Source organism: Rhodococcus sp. IEGM 1381 (assembly GCF_030056795.1).
GTDB lineage: Bacteria > Actinomycetota > Actinomycetes > Mycobacteriales > Mycobacteriaceae > Rhodococcoides.
Genome location: NZ_JASHKQ010000010.1, coordinates 58,637 through 73,586, shown reverse-complemented (window position 1 = coordinate 73,586; position 14,950 = coordinate 58,637). Strand labels below are relative to the sequence as shown.

The window sequence follows — 14,950 nt, the reverse complement described above, 5'->3', positions numbered from 1 at the left end:
CACTCTCGAACACTGCTTACGTCTGTGTCGAGTATTCGACGTGACCGACAACATGTCAACCCCGAATGTGAGTGCTGTCACCTGCGTCGATACTGCCCCACGCCACGGTTTCATTCGATTCCCCTGGTGAAGCAGGCTTGACGAATCATCATTGACGTCGAATACTCGTCATCAACGTCAATCAAGAAAGGTCGTTCATGAGCACTCACCGTGTGGGCTTGGTCGTTCCGAGTTCCAACGTCACTGTGGAGACGGAGATGCCCGCCCTGTTGGCGCGACATCCAGATGCCCAGTTCTCTTTCCATTCCTCCCGCATGCGAATGCAGGCAGTGTCGCCGGAGCAACTGCGGGCGATGAATGCGCAGCGTGAACGGTGCATCCTCGAGTTGGGCGATGCCGGAATCGACGCCGTTCTCTATGCGTGCCTCGTTGCCCTCATGGTCGCCGGGCCCGGGGAACACCAACGTGTGGAGGGGCTCGTGGCGGAGCAACTCGCCACCGGCGGGTCCGATGCCGCCGTCCGGTCGAGTGCGGGTGCCCTCGTGGAGGGCCTACGCGCGCTCGACGCGAAGAACATCGTTCTGGTGACGCCGTACATGCGACCGCTCGCACAGAAGGTGGTCGAGTACATCGAGGCCGAGGGCATTCGGGTCCTCGACTGGCGTGCGTTGGAGGTCTCCGACAACGCCGAAGTCGGCTGCATCCCAGGCGACCGAGTCATGGATGCTGCACGGTCGCTGGACAGGACAGGTGCCGATGCCCTGGTCATCTCGGCGTGCGTTCAGATGCCGTCGTTGCCGCTCGTACAAGCAGCCGAGGACGAATTCGGCATCCCTGTTCTATCGGCCGCGACGGCAGGTGCCTACAGCCTGCTCCGTGCGCTGAACCTACCCGTCGATCTACCGGACGCCGGCTCACTGCTCCGGGCCGACGCAGTCGTCACTTCGTAGAGAGGAAATCTTCATGTCCGACTTGCCACACAAGGTTCGAGGCGTCGACCACGTCGCCTACCCCACGTTCGATCCGGCCGGGACTGTCGAGTTCTACCGCGACGTACTGGGCTTCCCCGTCGTGCATTCCATCTGCGCGGCCGGCTGGGGCCCGGAGAAGCATCCCGACTTCATTCACTTCTTCTTCGACATCGGCAACGACGACCGGCTCGCCTTCTTCTATTACTTCGGCCTCGAACCGTTCGAGGGTGGCCCACAGGGCGATTCCTACTCGCGCTTCGACGAGGACGTACCGATCTTCTTCATCCGCTCGCGTCACCTGGCAATCCACGTCGACAGCGAAGAAGACCTGTTGGAGTATCGGCGACGGCTCGACGGCAGTGATTGGCCCGTGGAGATGCAAATCCAACACGAGACGATCGAGTCCATCTACACGCACGATCCCAACGGCTACATGATCGAACTCACCCGCGCGATGCGGCCCGTCACGCCGCAGGAAGATCTCGACGCGAATCTGACGATCGACGCCCTCATCGACGTCGTTCGCGGACCCGACCCGAGTATGGCGAATCTGTTGACCCGCAAAGCCGAACTGATAGTCGAACGTGCCGCCGACTGGTCTGCCGAGAACGAGGTGGGAGTTTCGTGACCACGTTGTATGTACTCGACATTCCCGAGAACACGACGATCGCTTCGGTCGCGGACATCGATCCAGCCGTACGCGTGGACCACGTCGGCCCGTACTTCCGCATAGTCTCGGACGGCGACATCGTCATCGACCGTCGGGCCACCGGATGCAGGCACGCCGTCTGGTACAGCAGCATCTCGGGCCTGTCCGAGTCTCGAATCACGCAGTGGGACAAAGACGCACTACATGTCGAGAAATTATGACTCAGGCCCGCCTCGGCGCAGGCCGGTACATCGATGCCGCCGAGGCTCCCTCGAACACGGTGACCTCGGCGCACGAGCTGACCACCGCAGACGGTGCGAAGGTCAGCGGAGTGCTGCGAACGGTCCCTGGTGCCGAGACGGTCGTTGCGTTGATGCACCCGCGCCAGGACCTGACGCATCACGTTCTTGTACCCGAGCTCCTCGCCCGGGGATACGCGGTCTGGACCCAAGGCACGCGCTCGGTGAACAACGACATTTCGCTTGTGCACGAGCAAGCCCTGCTCGACGCCGCCGCCGGGCAGGTGTTCCTACGCTCTCGATCCTTCGATCACGTTGTGACGCTGGGGCACTCCGGTGGTGGAACGTTGTTCGCGTTCTACCACGAGCAAGCAGGACTCGCCCCCGAAGAGCGACTGACCTCGACGCCCGCAGGACGACCGATCGATCTGGCGTCCGCGGACATGCCGGTACCCGACGGTGCCATCTTCATGGCACCGCACCCCGGGCAGGGCGCGTTGCTGCTGCGGTTGATCGATCCATCCGTCGTCGACGAATCGGACCCGATGTCCATCGACCCGACGCTCGATCCGTTCGATGCCGCCAATGGATTCGTCGAGGCACCTCAAAGCTCCACGTATTCATCTGATTTCATCCAGAGGTTCCACGCCGGCCAGCGAGATCGCGTCGCACGGTTGGACGTACTCGCGCGGTCACGCGTGGCGGAGGCGTCGGATGCTCGACGGCGATTCAAGACCAGTGGCGATCCAGTCGATCGTCGAGATGGGTTGGCACCGCGAATACTGACCGTCTATCGCACCGACGCAGACCTCAGGTTCACCGACCTGTCGATCAGTCCCAATGCCCGACCGTACGGTTCGCTGTTCGGTCGGCGTCCGGATCTGACGAACTACGGTCTCGTCGGTTTCGCGCGCCTGTCCACGCCGGATGCATGGCTGTCGACGTGGTCCGGCCTGAGCTCCAACGCCGACTTCATCCGATGCGCCCCGTCGGTCACGGTCCCGTCGCTGTTCGTCGAATTGACCGGGGACCAGGCGTGTTTCCCGGAGGACGCATCGAGAATGTTCGACGCCCTGGGCTCGATGGACAAGACCCTCGTAGCAGTCGAAGGTACACACTTCGGTGGCCCCATTCGCCACGGTGCGCCGACGGGCGCCTCCCTCGCCGCCGCCGACATCGGTGCCTGGTTGTCCGAGCACTTCACCTGACCCTCTCTCGAGCGGAATATCATGTCACGTAACACTTTTTCGCCTGTCGTCGCACTCTGCCTGTTGGCGTTGACGTTGGAGGGGTACGACCTCCTGATGTACGGAACAGTCGTGCCGTCGCTCCTGACGTACGAGCCGTGGGACCTCGATCCGGCGACCGTCGGCGTCCTCGGCTCCGTGGTGGGAGTCGGTATGCTCGTCGGGGCGCTGGCTGCGGGCAGTATCGCGGATCGCTGGGGCAGACGACGCGCCTTGATCGCCGCGGTCGCACTGTTCTCGGCCGCAATGGGATGCTGTGCGATTGCATCCTCTCCCGAGATGTTCGGAACAGCACGATTCGTCGTCGGCGTCGGGGCAGGAGTTCTGATGCCGACCGCGGCGTCGATGCTGATCGAGTTTTCCCGCCTCGAAACCAGAGCACGAACGGTGGCACTGGGATTCGTGGGGACCAGCGTGGGAGGTATCGCGGCGGGAATCCTGTCTCTATGGCTCGTCCCGGCCTTCGGTTTCCGAGCCATGTTCGCCGCAGGAATGATTCCTGCACTGTTGATTCTGCCGATGATGGTCCGATATCTACCCGAATCGCCTGCCTTCCTCACCTCGCATCAAAGGCCTGCTGCGGCACAGAGGATCTCGACTCGTTACGGACTCGAGGAAGCAGTCGAGAATTCCGATGGCGGTTCGAAATCGAGTGATCGCGGAATCGGGGCGCTGTTCACCGCGAATCGAGCACGGGTGACGTTGTCCTTCTGGGTGATGACACTGTTGTGCCTCCTCGTGTTGTTCGGCGTCGCGACCTGGTTGCCCGCGGTGATGCGTTCGGCCGGATACCCGCTCGGCGCAGCACTGTCCTTTCTGCTCGTCCTCAACGTGGGCGGTGCAGTAGGTGCACTCGGCGGTGCTTACCTGGCCGATCGATTCGGCATCAAGCCGGTGACGGCGCTCGGATTCCTCTGTGCAGCAGTGTCGTTGGCCTTGATCGCGACCACTCCCCCGATCGCGTTCGTGTACGTTCTGGTGCTGATCGCAGGAATGGGAACGACGGGGACGCAGATCCTGCTCAACACTTTCATCGGCGGCTATTACCCCGTGTCGTGCCGGACCACAGGATTGGGCGTCGCACTCGCAGTGGGGCGACTCGGCGCGATCGTCGGTCCCACATACGGCGGACTGTTCGTCGCCGCCGGTGCGGGGACCAGCACTCAACTGTTGGCTTTCGCCCTGCCGGCAATCATCGGAGCCGGTGTGACGATTCTGATTCCAGCTGGAAGATCGGCGGCGGTCGCGGCTGCTGTGCCCACCTCCAGCGGTCCAAGGTAGTGGATGCGCTGCCCGTCGATCTCCACTATGTATCGAGGAAACGACGCGAGCTGCTTCTCCACCTCTCGGAAGCTGAAGTCGTCGAGCTCCGACTATGGTGCGTCGACGACGAATGGGGCGGGAGGATCAGTGATGGTCATGAACTGATCGTGCTACCTATCGAGGACAGCGGCGGTCCTGAATCATCCTGCGCCCAATTCCTCGCCTCACTGCCGAAGCCCTGCTTGCCTGTACTGACCGTCGCGGGCCTACCACGCGCTCACCGCGGCACCGCTTGCAATCCGGTCTCCACATCCTTCTGCGTCTCGGCCAGGAAAGTTTCGAACTCATCGCCGATCATGAAAGTCGTCGTGAATTTGCTGCGCTCCGCAATCTGCTTCCAGGTGGGTGTCTCCACCATCTTCCCCAGCGCCGTCCGCCAGTAGTCGACTGCGTCGACGGGCATGTCCGGTGGCCCGTAGAGTCCGCGCCAATTGGACAGCGTCACATCGAATCCCAGCTCTCGTGCGGTGGGGACGTCGAGACCGGGGATCCGATTGTCGGCCAGAACGCCGATACCGTCGAGGTCCCCGGATGCCAGCTGATCGACGAATTCACTGACGCCACCGATGGCCACATCGATCTCACCGCCCAGAAGTGCGGCGATCTGTTCGCGGCCACCCTCCTGGGTGACGTATCGGACGGCGGACGGGTCGCCGCCGCCCGCCGAGACCAATAGGGCGAAAGGCAACTCGTCATCGTGGGCTGCACCGACCACGACGCCCGATGGGGTGGACGCTACTGCAGTCATGACTCCGCGGAGGTCGGTGAGAAGACTGCCGGGACGCGTGACGACGACGTAGTACTCGGTCATCAGTCGGGCAATCATCGTGACGTCGTCGTAGCCGTACTTCGACACCCCGCTCACCTGATTCACCATCATGGACAACGACGTCACCGCAAGCTGATCGTCGGCGCTTCGATGGTCCTCGACCATCGTGGCAAGGTAGTCGGCACCACTTCCGCCGGGTCGATTCTGCACCGGCAGAGCTGTTTCGACGATCTTCTCCTTCTGCAGGGCATCGACGACCGAACGGATGGTGAGGTCGAAGCCACTGCCGGGATCGGCTCCCGCCGTCATCGTGACGGGGCCGTCGGGATAGGGCACCGAATCGGAAGTAGATGCAGGATCGGTGTCGGGTCCGGAATCGGTACATCCAGTCAACACGAGGGTGGCCGCGATCATGACGCTCAATATCGATCTCTTCGCGATCACAGCATCGCCCCTCGGCCCGGTCCGGTACAGCGGTCGCTGCTTCCGCCCAACTCTAGGATGCAGTGACAAAGGGGCGGAGCAAAATGACGTCCGGACAACCGCGTCCACCCACGCGCGACGAGTACGCGATTTCACCGACGCACGGGCGCGCGCTCACCTACAGTTGCGCAGTGCCGAGCTGGATACTGGGTCTGATCGTCGTACTCGTCGTGGTGTTGGCCGTGACGGCCAAACTCGCTGCCCGCACCCGAGCGCCCGATCCGGGATGGTTCATCGACAGCACTCGTGCAGCCGGTGCATTGACGGTCATCGGAACGATGTTCTCCGTCCTGCTGGCATTCACCATTTTCTTCGCACTACAGAGTTACCAGCGCGCGAGCAATGGGGCCAGCGTCGAAGCCGTCGCCGTGACGGAGCTGCACAACGTGGCCGATGTCCTCGAAGGACACGACGGTGAAAAGTTGCACGGCGGCCTGATCTGCTACAGCCGTGCTGTCGTCTCGGACGAATGGTCAGCGATGGCGCGCAGTGAAACATCCCCCGCAGTCAATCACTGGGTGGACACCATGGTCGAGGATTTTGCGGCCACCACACCGGAAGGTGCCTCACAGGAGGCGGCCTACGCACAGTGGTTCGATCAGCAAGCAGAGCGCCGCGACGGTCGACGCGATCGGCTGGCCGAGGCAACACCATCGGTTCCGTTTCCGCTGTGGATCGTGCTGGGCATCGGAGCGTCGGCAATTCTCTCGTACATGTGCGTACAGGCGGATCGCCGCGAATCCGCTGTAGTACAGGCCGTTCCGATCGCGTTCGTCTCGGCGCTCGTGGCCTCGGCTCTGGTCGTCGTCGCGTTTCTCGATCACCCGTACTCCGATTGGTCGGGCAGCATCCAACCCACCGAGATGAACGTGACGCTGCAGTTCATCGACGACGGCCACCCGGCACCGTGCGACGAGTCCGGCAACCCCACCTGAGCCCGACGGTGCATCGCCACCGGGACGATCGGAGTCTCCGCTCAGGTCGACCGTGCTGAGGTGCTGAACAATCCGGTCACCAGCTGACCGTTCCGTGCCGGTCGATGAACCGCCCGGATCCGTGGCCCGGCCCCTCGGTCGCGAGCCGAACGATGGCGTCGGTCCCCTCGGCGACGGTCTGCGGTCCACTGTTTCCGTTGAATTCGGTTGCGGTGTAGCCCGGATCGGCGGCATTGATTCGAATGTCGCTCAAGCCCTTCGCATACTGGGTCGTCAGCATGGTCACCGCCGACTTCGAAGCAGTGTAGGCCGGAGCCACCACGCTGGATTCGACGCGAGACGGATCGTGAGTCGCCGCAAAAGAGCCCATCCCACTGCTGACGTTGACGATGACGGGATCAGCCGAGCGCCGTAGCAGCGGAAGGAATGCCGCTGTCGTGCGGACGATTCCGAGAACGTTGACATCGAGTACCGATGACACGTCCTCGGCGGTCAGCTCGTCGACGGCACTGTGAGGTCCGGCGATGCCGGCATTGTTGATCAGTACGTCGACAACCCCCTCCTCACGTTGGACGTCCGCAGCGGCGGCCGCGACGGATTTCGGATCGGTGACATCGATCTGCACGAACCTGGCCCCGACTGCTGCGGCAGCGGTCGTGCCACGTTCGACATCGCGTGCGCCGAGAATGACGATGTGGCCCCGATCGATCAGTCGTCGAGCCGTTTCGTAGCCGAGGCCCTTGTTTGCTCCGGTGATGAATGTGATGGTCATGTCCCCAGTGTCCAGGTCGACCAAGGCTCGTTCCAGGCACGCCTCGACGGTAGGAAAATCGGTACCACCCTGACAGTCGCCCGAAGAGCGACAATGGAACCGTGACCTCGACAACGGATGGACTCGGCGCGACGATCAGATCATGGCGCGATCGACTCTCACCCGATGCTGTCGGTCTACCGACCGGGCGTTCACGCCGGGCCACGGGGCTCAGGCGGGAGGACCTCGCCGATCTCGCGGGCATTTCCGTGGACTACATCGTGCGGCTCGAACAGGGGCGAGCGACGACCCCGTCGGTCCAGGTGGTGTCGTCCTTGGCGCGCGCCCTCCAGCTGACCCTGCCCGAGCGAGACCATCTCTACCGCTTGGCAGGTCACATCCCGCCGGCCGACGGCACCATCTCCGACCTCATCCCGCCCGGGGTACGGCGGGTCGTCGGTCGACTGGACGACGGTGCGGTCGCAGTGTTCGCAGCCGATTGGCAACTGCTGTGGTGGAACCGAACGTGGGCTGCGCTGGTGGGTGATCCGTCATCCGTGTCAGCGGCCAAGAGAAATTTTGCTCGCGACTGCTTCCCCCTCGCCGCAGACTCACCAAGAATGTCCGCCTGGCCGGTGACGCCGTCCGGCGGCAAGGACGCAGTTCGCGCTGCAGTCGTGTCCGACCTCCGGCGTGCCACCGGACGGTTTCCCCAGGACTCGAGGCTGAGGGGTTTGATCGAGGAATTGAGCTCCGGTAGTTCAGAATTCGCTGCGTTGTGGTCGGTTGGCACCGTCGGTGCACACCGCGAGGATCACAAGGTGGTCCATCATCCGACGGTCGGACCGATCACCGTCGACTGCGACGTACTCACCGACGGTGACGCAGAGCTGAAGATCGTCATCATGACTGCTACCCCGGGTTCGGAGGACGAGACGAAACTGCGGCTGGCCGCTGTAGCCGGCGGTGCCGCGCAGATGAGTGGTGCGCCCGACTTGTCAGACTCCCGACCACGAGCGCACAATTCGTCACCATGGCACTGATCTCGAAGGGCTTCGTCGGCCGCCGACGCGGCGATGACGGGCGCACTCCCCCCGGCCAGTATCTGACCAAGGATTTTCCCGTGCTCGCGATCGGGCCTGCGCCCGTGGTCGCGACCGACACGTGGTCGTTCTCGATCACCTCCGAACGCGGAGACACTCGCAGCTGGACCTGGGACGAATTCGCGGCACTTCCGCACGAGACTCCAACCGTCGACATTCACTGTGTCACCAAATGGTCGAAGCTCGACACCACATGGAAGGGGGTGAGCCTGGACGTTCTGTTGGACCGCCTCGATACCGATGCCGGGTACGTCGTGGTTCACGGCTTCGACGGCTACACCACCAACCTCCCCCTCGAGGACCTCAGGGATGGCAAGGCCTGGCTGGTCACCGAGTTCGACGGCGCTCCCCTGGCTCGCGAACACGGTGGTCCTGCAAGGCTTCTCGTTCCGCATCTCTATTTCTGGAAATCGGCCAAGTGGATCTCACGCATCGAACTCACCCTGCAGAACGAACAAGGCTTCTGGGAGCGCGGTGGCTACCACGACTACGGAGATCCGTGGCGCGAGCAGCGGTACCAGGGCGACTGACGTGACATCGGCGGCTGGGGCGAAACCCTGGCTCGTTGCCACGGTGCAGACCGTGCGGCGCGAGACACCCACCGCGTCCACCCTGGTTCTCGACGTCGACGGATGGCCCGGTCATCTTGCCGGGCAGCACCTGGACGTCAAGCTCACCGCCGAGGACGGCTACAGCGCGCAGCGAAGCTACTCCTTGGCATCGGCTCCCGACGGCACGTCGCGCATCGAGATCGCGGTCCAGAACGTCACGGACGGCGAGGTATCGCCATACCTGGTCGAGGCTGTCGAGGTCGGCGATCGCATCGAGATCCGCGGGCCGGTGGGTCGATGGTTCGTCTGGCGGCCGTCCCAGCCCTCGGAGAAACCATCCCCGCCGATCCTGTTGGTGGGTGGCGGTTCCGGCATCGTCCCGCTCCGGGCGATGGTTCGTGCGCAGGCTTCCGCGACGGGCGGACGGGTACCTTTCCGGGTGCTGTACTCGGTGCGCGAACCCGCAGAGGTCTACTTCGCCGACGAGTGGGCTCACCCTCCGGCCGGCGTGGACGTCACCATGATCCACACGCGGCGTGCTCCTGCCGGTAACGCACGGCCCCTCGGCCGCATCACGGTCGAGGACCTCGACGCCCACGGATGGCCGGCAGAATTCGAGCCGCGATGCTACATCTGCGGCCCCACGAGCTTCGTCGACACGGTGGCAGACATGCTGGTGGCACGGGGTCACTCGGCGGCGAACATCCGAACAGAACGTTTCGGACCGAGCTGAGGCCCTCGAGTCGGTACCGCGCACGCGGTAGAGATGAACTGTCCACATTTCGACATTCACAGTGGGGTTCGGATCCATCCCTTCCGGAGCCGGCTTCCCATACTGTCGGCATCATGACCATTGATCGAGTACCGGTATCCGGCGGAGACGTCGTCGTGGAAACACACACCGGGACCAGTGAGCCCGTCCTCGTGGTGCACGGGGTCTCCAGCCAGCGCATGCTCTGGAGCTGGCTGCGTGGGGTCGCCGCACTTGACCCTCGTCGCACCGGATCTACGCGGCAGGGGTGACAGCGCCCTTGATCACGATGACGGCCACCAACACTCGCAGGACGATCGATACTGTGTCGGTCGGGGCCCTTGCCAGCGCCAGGGCTCCGAGTACGAGCACGTAGACGGTGCTCCACACGACGTGAAGCCAGATCACTTCAGGTCGGGCGAAGTGGGCAGCGTACGCGCCGACCAGCGCGAGCAGCATTGCGCCCTGAAGCGCTGCCAGCGGGTCGGAGTACGTTGCGGTCACGGCGGTGACACCGAGTTCGCAGTACACGACGAACCAGTTGTTGACCGGTGCGCGGCGGGACCACAGGTCCATCCGGTAGTCGGCTTTGCTCATGATCCATGCCACGGGAACCGTGCTGATGCACACGGCGTAGGTAAGCACGGTGCCGAGACCGTCGCTGGGGCCGTCCTGTGTGAAGGTGGTGCCGATGCCGACGAGCCCGAACAGCAATGTCTGAACGACGACGCCTGTTCGCAGTAGCGGGTCGGGAGATTCGTCGTGCGTCCGGGCTCCCGCCTGAATGTGGATGGGCGTAGTTCTTGCGGGCGATTCCCGGTGTCTACCCACAGGAACCGTCTCGCGTCATCTTCGTTCGCCACCGCCGACTGGCTCGGATCGCGTCGCCGACGCCTGCCGTGAAATCGGCAACGGTTCGCTCGGAATCGAACTGTGCAGGTGTAACTTCCGACATCGGTCGGTGAGCCGGGTCGATCGAACGCCCGGTATCCGGTGATCGGCCATCGATACCCAACCGAAAGGCACTGGGCGGGGCCATCCGGATTGCGGGAATGCGTTCGGCGTTTCGTGGAACTGCCGAACAGTCGATGGTGAGCAGCATTCGATCGTGGCGCAGGAACGTCTGCTTGTCTGCAATGGCAACGTACAAGCCATCGTTCGCCTCGGCACGCGTGGCCAGTCGCGTGAGCACCCGACGAATGCGCTGCTGACACTGCGCCCGGTCCGAGGAAATGACCAGCGCGGCACCTGATACCGACGATCGCGTGCGGCGGGCCTGCTCCGTCAGAGTGGTCCACGCGGTATCGTCGTCATCACCGAAATATGTTCGCAGCAGCCAAAGTTCAGAGTTGTTTGTTCCGTCGGGCATGGCGATCCAATCCGAGAACTGTGGGGTGCACCGAACCGTTCGGTCAGGCGGAGGGGACGGCCCGGAGTTGCAGGGGCACGTTGTCGGCCAGAAACGTCAGTTGATCTCGTATCACGGAGGAGAACAGTGGCTCGACGTACGGGTCGAAATGACCGCCTGAGTAGGTACGTACCGTGGCCTTGCGAACTTGTGCCGCGGCGCGTTGTGCGACGGACGCCGGGGTGACGGAATCGTCGGACGCGATCTGCACCAGCGTGGGGCAATCGATAGCGGACATCGTACGGCCCGGGGAGTACCGCCATATCTTCAGCAGTATCCGCGCCGCAACGGTTTCGGGGTAGTCGCCGTCGGACAGTCCCGACTCGTGGAGCAAGCGGTCACGCCCTTTCATCGCGTCGGGTGAGACCATCACCGCGCGAGCCCCAGGCAGCCCGACACTGTCGACGTAGTGCGGCGATCGCCCGAGCGCAGCGCGGACGATGTCGGTGATGGCGGCCGGTGCCAGGCGCAACCCCTGCTTGAACCCGGTCGCACGGACGGCGGCAATACCGTCGATGTGGGGCACCTGGGCGATGACCGCTGCGAACCGAACGCCGTTGCCCGCCAACGTGAGTACGTGTCCACCGGCGAAAGACGTGCCCCACCCGACGATTCGGTTCTCGTCGACTCCGTCGAGCGAGCGAGCGAAGTCGACTGCGTTACGCCAATCGGCAAGCTGCAGAACAACGTCCAACAATTGGCGCGGTTCGCCATCGCTGTCCCCGAAGAACCGATAGTCGAATACGCACACCACGTAGCCGGCATCGACGAAACGCTCGGCGTACGCATAGAGGCGCAACGCGCGAGGACTACCGAATCCGTGCGCCATCACGATTGCCGGCAGTGCCTTGGCAGAGGACATGCGGGGACGAAAGACCGTAGCCGCGCAACGAACTCCGTCCGACATGAACGATGTTTCGGTACGGGTGAAGCCGGTGTGGTTGTCGGTGGTCATGCGTTGGTCTCTCTGTTCTACAGCAGGTCGGCGATCGGATCTCACAGCTTGAAGGGGTTGAGGGTCCTGCCGAGGTAGTACCCGATGCGGGTCGGAATCGGCTTGGCTGCAGCAGCAGTCACTTTGTTGACCATCCCGGGCACACACACCGGCGTGCCGTTGTTCACTGCCCGCCATCCCTCTCGGACAACGTCCTCGGGCGACTGCCACAGAAAAGAGGGCAGCTTCGATGTTGCAGCATCTCGGGTTCCCATGACGTCGTGGAACTCACTGTGGGTGAAGCCGGGGCAGAGCGCAGTCACGTGGATGCCGTTCGGGCGCAACTCCATATCGAGCGCTTGCGACATGTCCAGGACATAGGACTTGATTCCGGTGTACAGCAGACTTGCACCGGGTGGAAGCAACGCCGCCAACGACGACAGATTCACGATTCGGCCGTATCGGCGTTCCTTCATGCCGGGCACCGTCAGATGTGCGAGTTCGGTGACGGCAGTGACCATCACCTGTATCTCCGCGGCGAGTGCGTCGAACGGCGCATCTGCGAACGTGGAGTTCCCCGACATGCCTGCGTTGTTGACGAGGATATCGACATCGACGCCGAGGGATTTCGTTTCTTCGAGGATGGCCCGAGGCGCAGAGCGGTCGGCGAGGTCCGCGGGCACGACGTCGCATCGCACGTCGTATTGGGACGACAGCTCGCCCGCCAGTGCAGTGAGTCGGTCTTCGCGACGCGCAACGAGAACGAGGTTGTGCCCCTCGGCTGCGAGGTGTCGAGCAAATGCCGCGCCTATACCTGCTGATGCTCCGGTGATCAGCGCAGTTCTTCCGGTCTTCGACATCGACGGGCCTCCACTCTTGAATGGTATCCAAGGACGGTAGCAGGCTCTTGAAGACCATTCAAGATATAGTCGGTCCTATGCCCAGGAACCGCGGACTTCACGACCGGGAGAGCAAGCGCGAAGACATCGTGATTGCCGCCCGCGAAATGTTCGTGTCCGACGGCTTCGATCGCACCTCGATCAGCCGTCTGGCGAAAGCAGCAGGCGTCACCGCGAATACGTTGTACTGGTACTTCGGCGACAAGGACGACATCCTGGTCGCTGTTCTGACGGCCATAGCCGCCGAGGACGCCACGGACTATCTCGACATCGTCGACCTACCGCTGGCCGACCGGTTGTTCTGGCTGGTGGAGCGGCTACGGAAAGTGGGTCCATTGGTCTCCACCGTGCACGATCGGGTGACGGAGTCCGAGGCCATCGATCAATGGCACAACGGGTTTCATGCCTTCGCGGAATCGTTGTTCGCCGCCGATATCGAAGCTGCAGGCCTGTCCGGTGCGGCGGCCGACGCCATGCTCCGCATCGGTACGTTCGTCGTCGAGGGTTTACTGACTCACGCGGCGTCACCTGCAGACTCCCGAGCAGTCATCGACCAACTCGTCGAAACCCTCGCACCCGCACCAGGAAGTGATCCACCATGAGTACCGAACCCAATGCCGCGTCGACCGGGCGTCCGCGAGCCGCGGCCGACCACGTCGACTCGGAATCGATCATCACGACTCCGAGCATGGACCCGTTCTATCTGGCCCCGGCCGGTTTCGAGAGTGCAAAGCCGGGGACCGTGTTGCGATCCCGCGAGGTGACCCTCGCGTTGTTCGGCGTAATTCGGCAGAAGGTGTCGGCGTGGCAGCTTCTGTACAAGACCACCAGCCTCGACGGGGCAGCGCGTGTCGCGGTTACGACGGTGATTCTTCCGGTCGGGGGTCGAGCGCGACGGCAGCGCGCTCTGCTGTCCTACCAGTGCGCGATCGACGCCGTGTCGGATCGGTGTTTCCCGTCTTACGTCCTGCGGGCCGGTGCTCGAGCTGTGGGCTCCGTACCGCAGTTCGAGTTCATGATCATCCTGTACGCACTGCGCCGCGGATGGGTTCTGTCCCTTCCCGATCACGAGGGCATGGACGGGCGGTGGGGAGCACCCGTCGAGCCCGGCTATTGCACACTCGACGGCGTCCGCGCGGCATTGTCTTTCGAGCCGCTCGACCTCGCCGCTACTAACCCTGTCGCGCTGTGGGGGTACTCGGGCGGCGGATTGGCGACGTCATGGGCCGCGGAGGCTGCGGCCGACTACGCCCCTGAACTCGACATCGTCGGCGCAGCACTCGGATCGCCCGTCGGCGATCCCGGGTCCGCATTTTCCCGCCTCAACGGCACGATCTTCGCGGCGCTGCCCGCGCTGGTGGTGGAGGGCTTACGTCGCACCTACCCCGAACTCGACCGCGTCGTTCGCGAACACGTGGCTGCTGCGGGGCTCGAGGCCCTCTCGTCCCTGCACCGCAAGACCACAGTGCACGCCGTCGCATCCATGGTGATGCACGATCTGGAGCGGCACCTCGATATCCCGTTGGCAGATCTCCTGGCGACCCCCGAGATGGTGCAGATCTTTCAGGACATTCAGCCCGGCAAGTCGGCACCCAAGTTTCCTCTTCTCGTGGTGCAGGCGGTGCATGATCCGATGATCGACGTGGATGACGTGGACGGGCAAGTGCGCCGGTATCGCGCTGCGGGAGCGAACGTCACGTACATCCGTGATCGCCTCAGCGAACACCTGTCGCTGCACCCGATCGCAGCCCCCGTCACACTGGATTGGCTCTCGGATCGCTTCGCGGGCAAGCCGACCGACGAATCGTCGACGAACACCGTGTGGTCACTGGCGGGATCATTGCCGGGGTTGCGCGGATTGCTCGGACTCGCGGTGTCCACCGGGCGCGCATTCGCCGGCCGAATCGGTTGATACACGATCGCATCGGGACCGAATG

Annotated in this window: 18 protein-coding genes; 12 read left to right on the top strand and 6 right to left on the bottom strand. The window is 63.4% G+C overall.

The features are described 5' to 3' along the window. The first annotated feature begins 197 nt into the window (after positions 1 to 197). From QM797_RS19535 to QM797_RS19515, 5 genes are read left to right on the top strand one after another with little or no spacing between them, the layout of a single operon-like run. The gene (locus QM797_RS19535) at positions 198 to 950 is read left to right on the top strand and encodes a maleate cis-trans isomerase family protein (RefSeq protein WP_283277322.1); all 753 of its coding nucleotides are present in this window, start codon (positions 198 to 200) and stop codon (positions 948 to 950) included. 13 nt (positions 951 to 963) lie between these two features. Then, a complete protein-coding gene (locus QM797_RS19530) occupies positions 964 to 1,599 on the top strand; it encodes a VOC family protein (protein WP_283277321.1) in 636 nt (211 codons plus the stop codon). Beyond that, complete coding sequence (locus tag QM797_RS19525) at positions 1,596 to 1,841, top strand: hypothetical protein (RefSeq protein WP_283277320.1); 246 nt, start codon at positions 1,596 to 1,598, stop codon at positions 1,839 to 1,841. Before QM797_RS19530 ends, QM797_RS19525 begins: the two co-directional genes overlap by 4 nt. Then, positions 1,838 to 3,067 carry an alpha/beta hydrolase gene (locus QM797_RS19520; protein WP_283277319.1) on the top strand — a complete coding sequence of 410 codons (1,230 nt, stop codon included), beginning with the start codon at positions 1,838 to 1,840 and terminating at the stop codon, positions 3,065 to 3,067. Before QM797_RS19525 ends, QM797_RS19520 begins: the two co-directional genes overlap by 4 nt. Positions 3,068 to 3,088: 21 nt before the next feature. Further along, the gene (locus QM797_RS19515; RefSeq protein ID WP_283277318.1) at positions 3,089 to 4,387 is read left to right on the top strand and encodes an MFS transporter; all 1,299 of its coding nucleotides are present in this window, start codon (positions 3,089 to 3,091) and stop codon (positions 4,385 to 4,387) included. 259 nt (positions 4,388 to 4,646) lie between these two features. On the opposite strand, the gene QM797_RS19510 is transcribed toward QM797_RS19515, so the two are convergent. Then, positions 4,647 to 5,642 carry a tripartite tricarboxylate transporter substrate binding protein gene (locus QM797_RS19510; protein WP_283277317.1) on the bottom strand — a complete coding sequence of 332 codons (996 nt, stop codon included), beginning with the start codon at positions 5,640 to 5,642 and terminating at the stop codon, positions 4,647 to 4,649. 170 nt (positions 5,643 to 5,812) lie between these two features. Between QM797_RS19510 and QM797_RS19505 the strand changes: the two genes are divergently transcribed. Beyond that, a complete protein-coding gene (locus QM797_RS19505) occupies positions 5,813 to 6,616 on the top strand; it encodes a bestrophin-like domain (RefSeq protein WP_283277316.1) in 804 nt (267 codons plus the stop codon). Positions 6,617 to 6,692: 76 nt separating this feature from the next. On the opposite strand, the gene QM797_RS19500 is transcribed toward QM797_RS19505, so the two are convergent. Then, positions 6,693 to 7,388: an SDR family NAD(P)-dependent oxidoreductase gene (locus QM797_RS19500; protein ID WP_283277315.1), complete on the bottom strand. Its 696-nt coding sequence runs from the start codon at positions 7,386 to 7,388 to the stop codon at positions 6,693 to 6,695. Between the two features lie 101 nt (positions 7,389 to 7,489). Here QM797_RS19500 and QM797_RS19495 point away from each other — a divergent pair, with 101 nt between their 5' ends. From QM797_RS19495 to QM797_RS19480, 4 genes are all read left to right on the top strand, one after another. Next, on the top strand, positions 7,490 to 8,410 hold the full coding sequence (locus QM797_RS19495; RefSeq protein WP_283277314.1) for a helix-turn-helix transcriptional regulator: 921 nt from the start codon (positions 7,490 to 7,492) through the stop codon (positions 8,408 to 8,410). Beyond that, the gene (locus QM797_RS19490) at positions 8,401 to 9,000 is read left to right on the top strand and encodes a sulfite oxidase-like oxidoreductase (RefSeq protein ID WP_283277313.1); all 600 of its coding nucleotides are present in this window, start codon (positions 8,401 to 8,403) and stop codon (positions 8,998 to 9,000) included. The genes QM797_RS19495 and QM797_RS19490 overlap by 10 nt, the downstream gene beginning before the upstream one ends. Before the next feature lies 1 nt (position 9,001). Next, entirely contained in the window at positions 9,002 to 9,754 is a 753-nt protein-coding gene (locus tag QM797_RS19485) for a ferredoxin reductase (RefSeq protein WP_283277312.1), read from the top strand. 113 nt (positions 9,755 to 9,867) lie between these two features. Continuing rightward, positions 9,868 to 10,044, top strand: coding sequence for a hypothetical protein (locus tag QM797_RS19480; protein ID WP_283277311.1), 177 nt, complete (start codon positions 9,868 to 9,870; stop codon positions 10,042 to 10,044). Here the strand turns inward: QM797_RS19480 and QM797_RS19475 are convergent. From QM797_RS19475 to QM797_RS19460, 4 genes are read right to left on the bottom strand one after another with little or no spacing between them, the layout of a single operon-like run. Next, positions 10,028 to 10,603 carry a hypothetical protein gene (locus QM797_RS19475; RefSeq protein WP_283277310.1) on the bottom strand — a complete coding sequence of 192 codons (576 nt, stop codon included), beginning with the start codon at positions 10,601 to 10,603 and terminating at the stop codon, positions 10,028 to 10,030. The genes QM797_RS19480 and QM797_RS19475 overlap by 17 nt on opposite strands. After that, complete coding sequence (locus QM797_RS19470; protein ID WP_283277309.1) at positions 10,596 to 11,141, bottom strand: DUF6924 domain-containing protein; 546 nt, start codon at positions 11,139 to 11,141, stop codon at positions 10,596 to 10,598. The genes QM797_RS19475 and QM797_RS19470 overlap by 8 nt, the downstream gene beginning before the upstream one ends. Positions 11,142 to 11,184: 43 nt before the next feature. Beyond that, positions 11,185 to 12,135, bottom strand: coding sequence for an alpha/beta hydrolase (locus tag QM797_RS19465; RefSeq protein ID WP_283277308.1), 951 nt, complete (start codon positions 12,133 to 12,135; stop codon positions 11,185 to 11,187). Between the two features lie 41 nt (positions 12,136 to 12,176). Beyond that, positions 12,177 to 12,974, bottom strand: a complete 798-nt coding sequence (locus QM797_RS19460; RefSeq protein ID WP_283277307.1) for an SDR family NAD(P)-dependent oxidoreductase — start codon at positions 12,972 to 12,974, stop codon at positions 12,177 to 12,179. Positions 12,975 to 13,051: 77 nt separating this feature from the next. Between QM797_RS19460 and QM797_RS19455 the strand changes: the two genes are divergently transcribed. Together QM797_RS19455 and QM797_RS19450 are read left to right on the top strand one after the other, a co-directional pair. After that, complete coding sequence (locus tag QM797_RS19455) at positions 13,052 to 13,615, top strand: TetR/AcrR family transcriptional regulator (protein ID WP_283277306.1); 564 nt, start codon at positions 13,052 to 13,054, stop codon at positions 13,613 to 13,615. Continuing rightward, positions 13,612 to 14,925, top strand: a complete 1,314-nt coding sequence (locus tag QM797_RS19450; protein ID WP_283277305.1) for a lipase family protein — start codon at positions 13,612 to 13,614, stop codon at positions 14,923 to 14,925. The genes QM797_RS19455 and QM797_RS19450 overlap by 4 nt, the downstream gene beginning before the upstream one ends. Positions 14,926 to 14,950 lie beyond the last annotated feature (25 nt).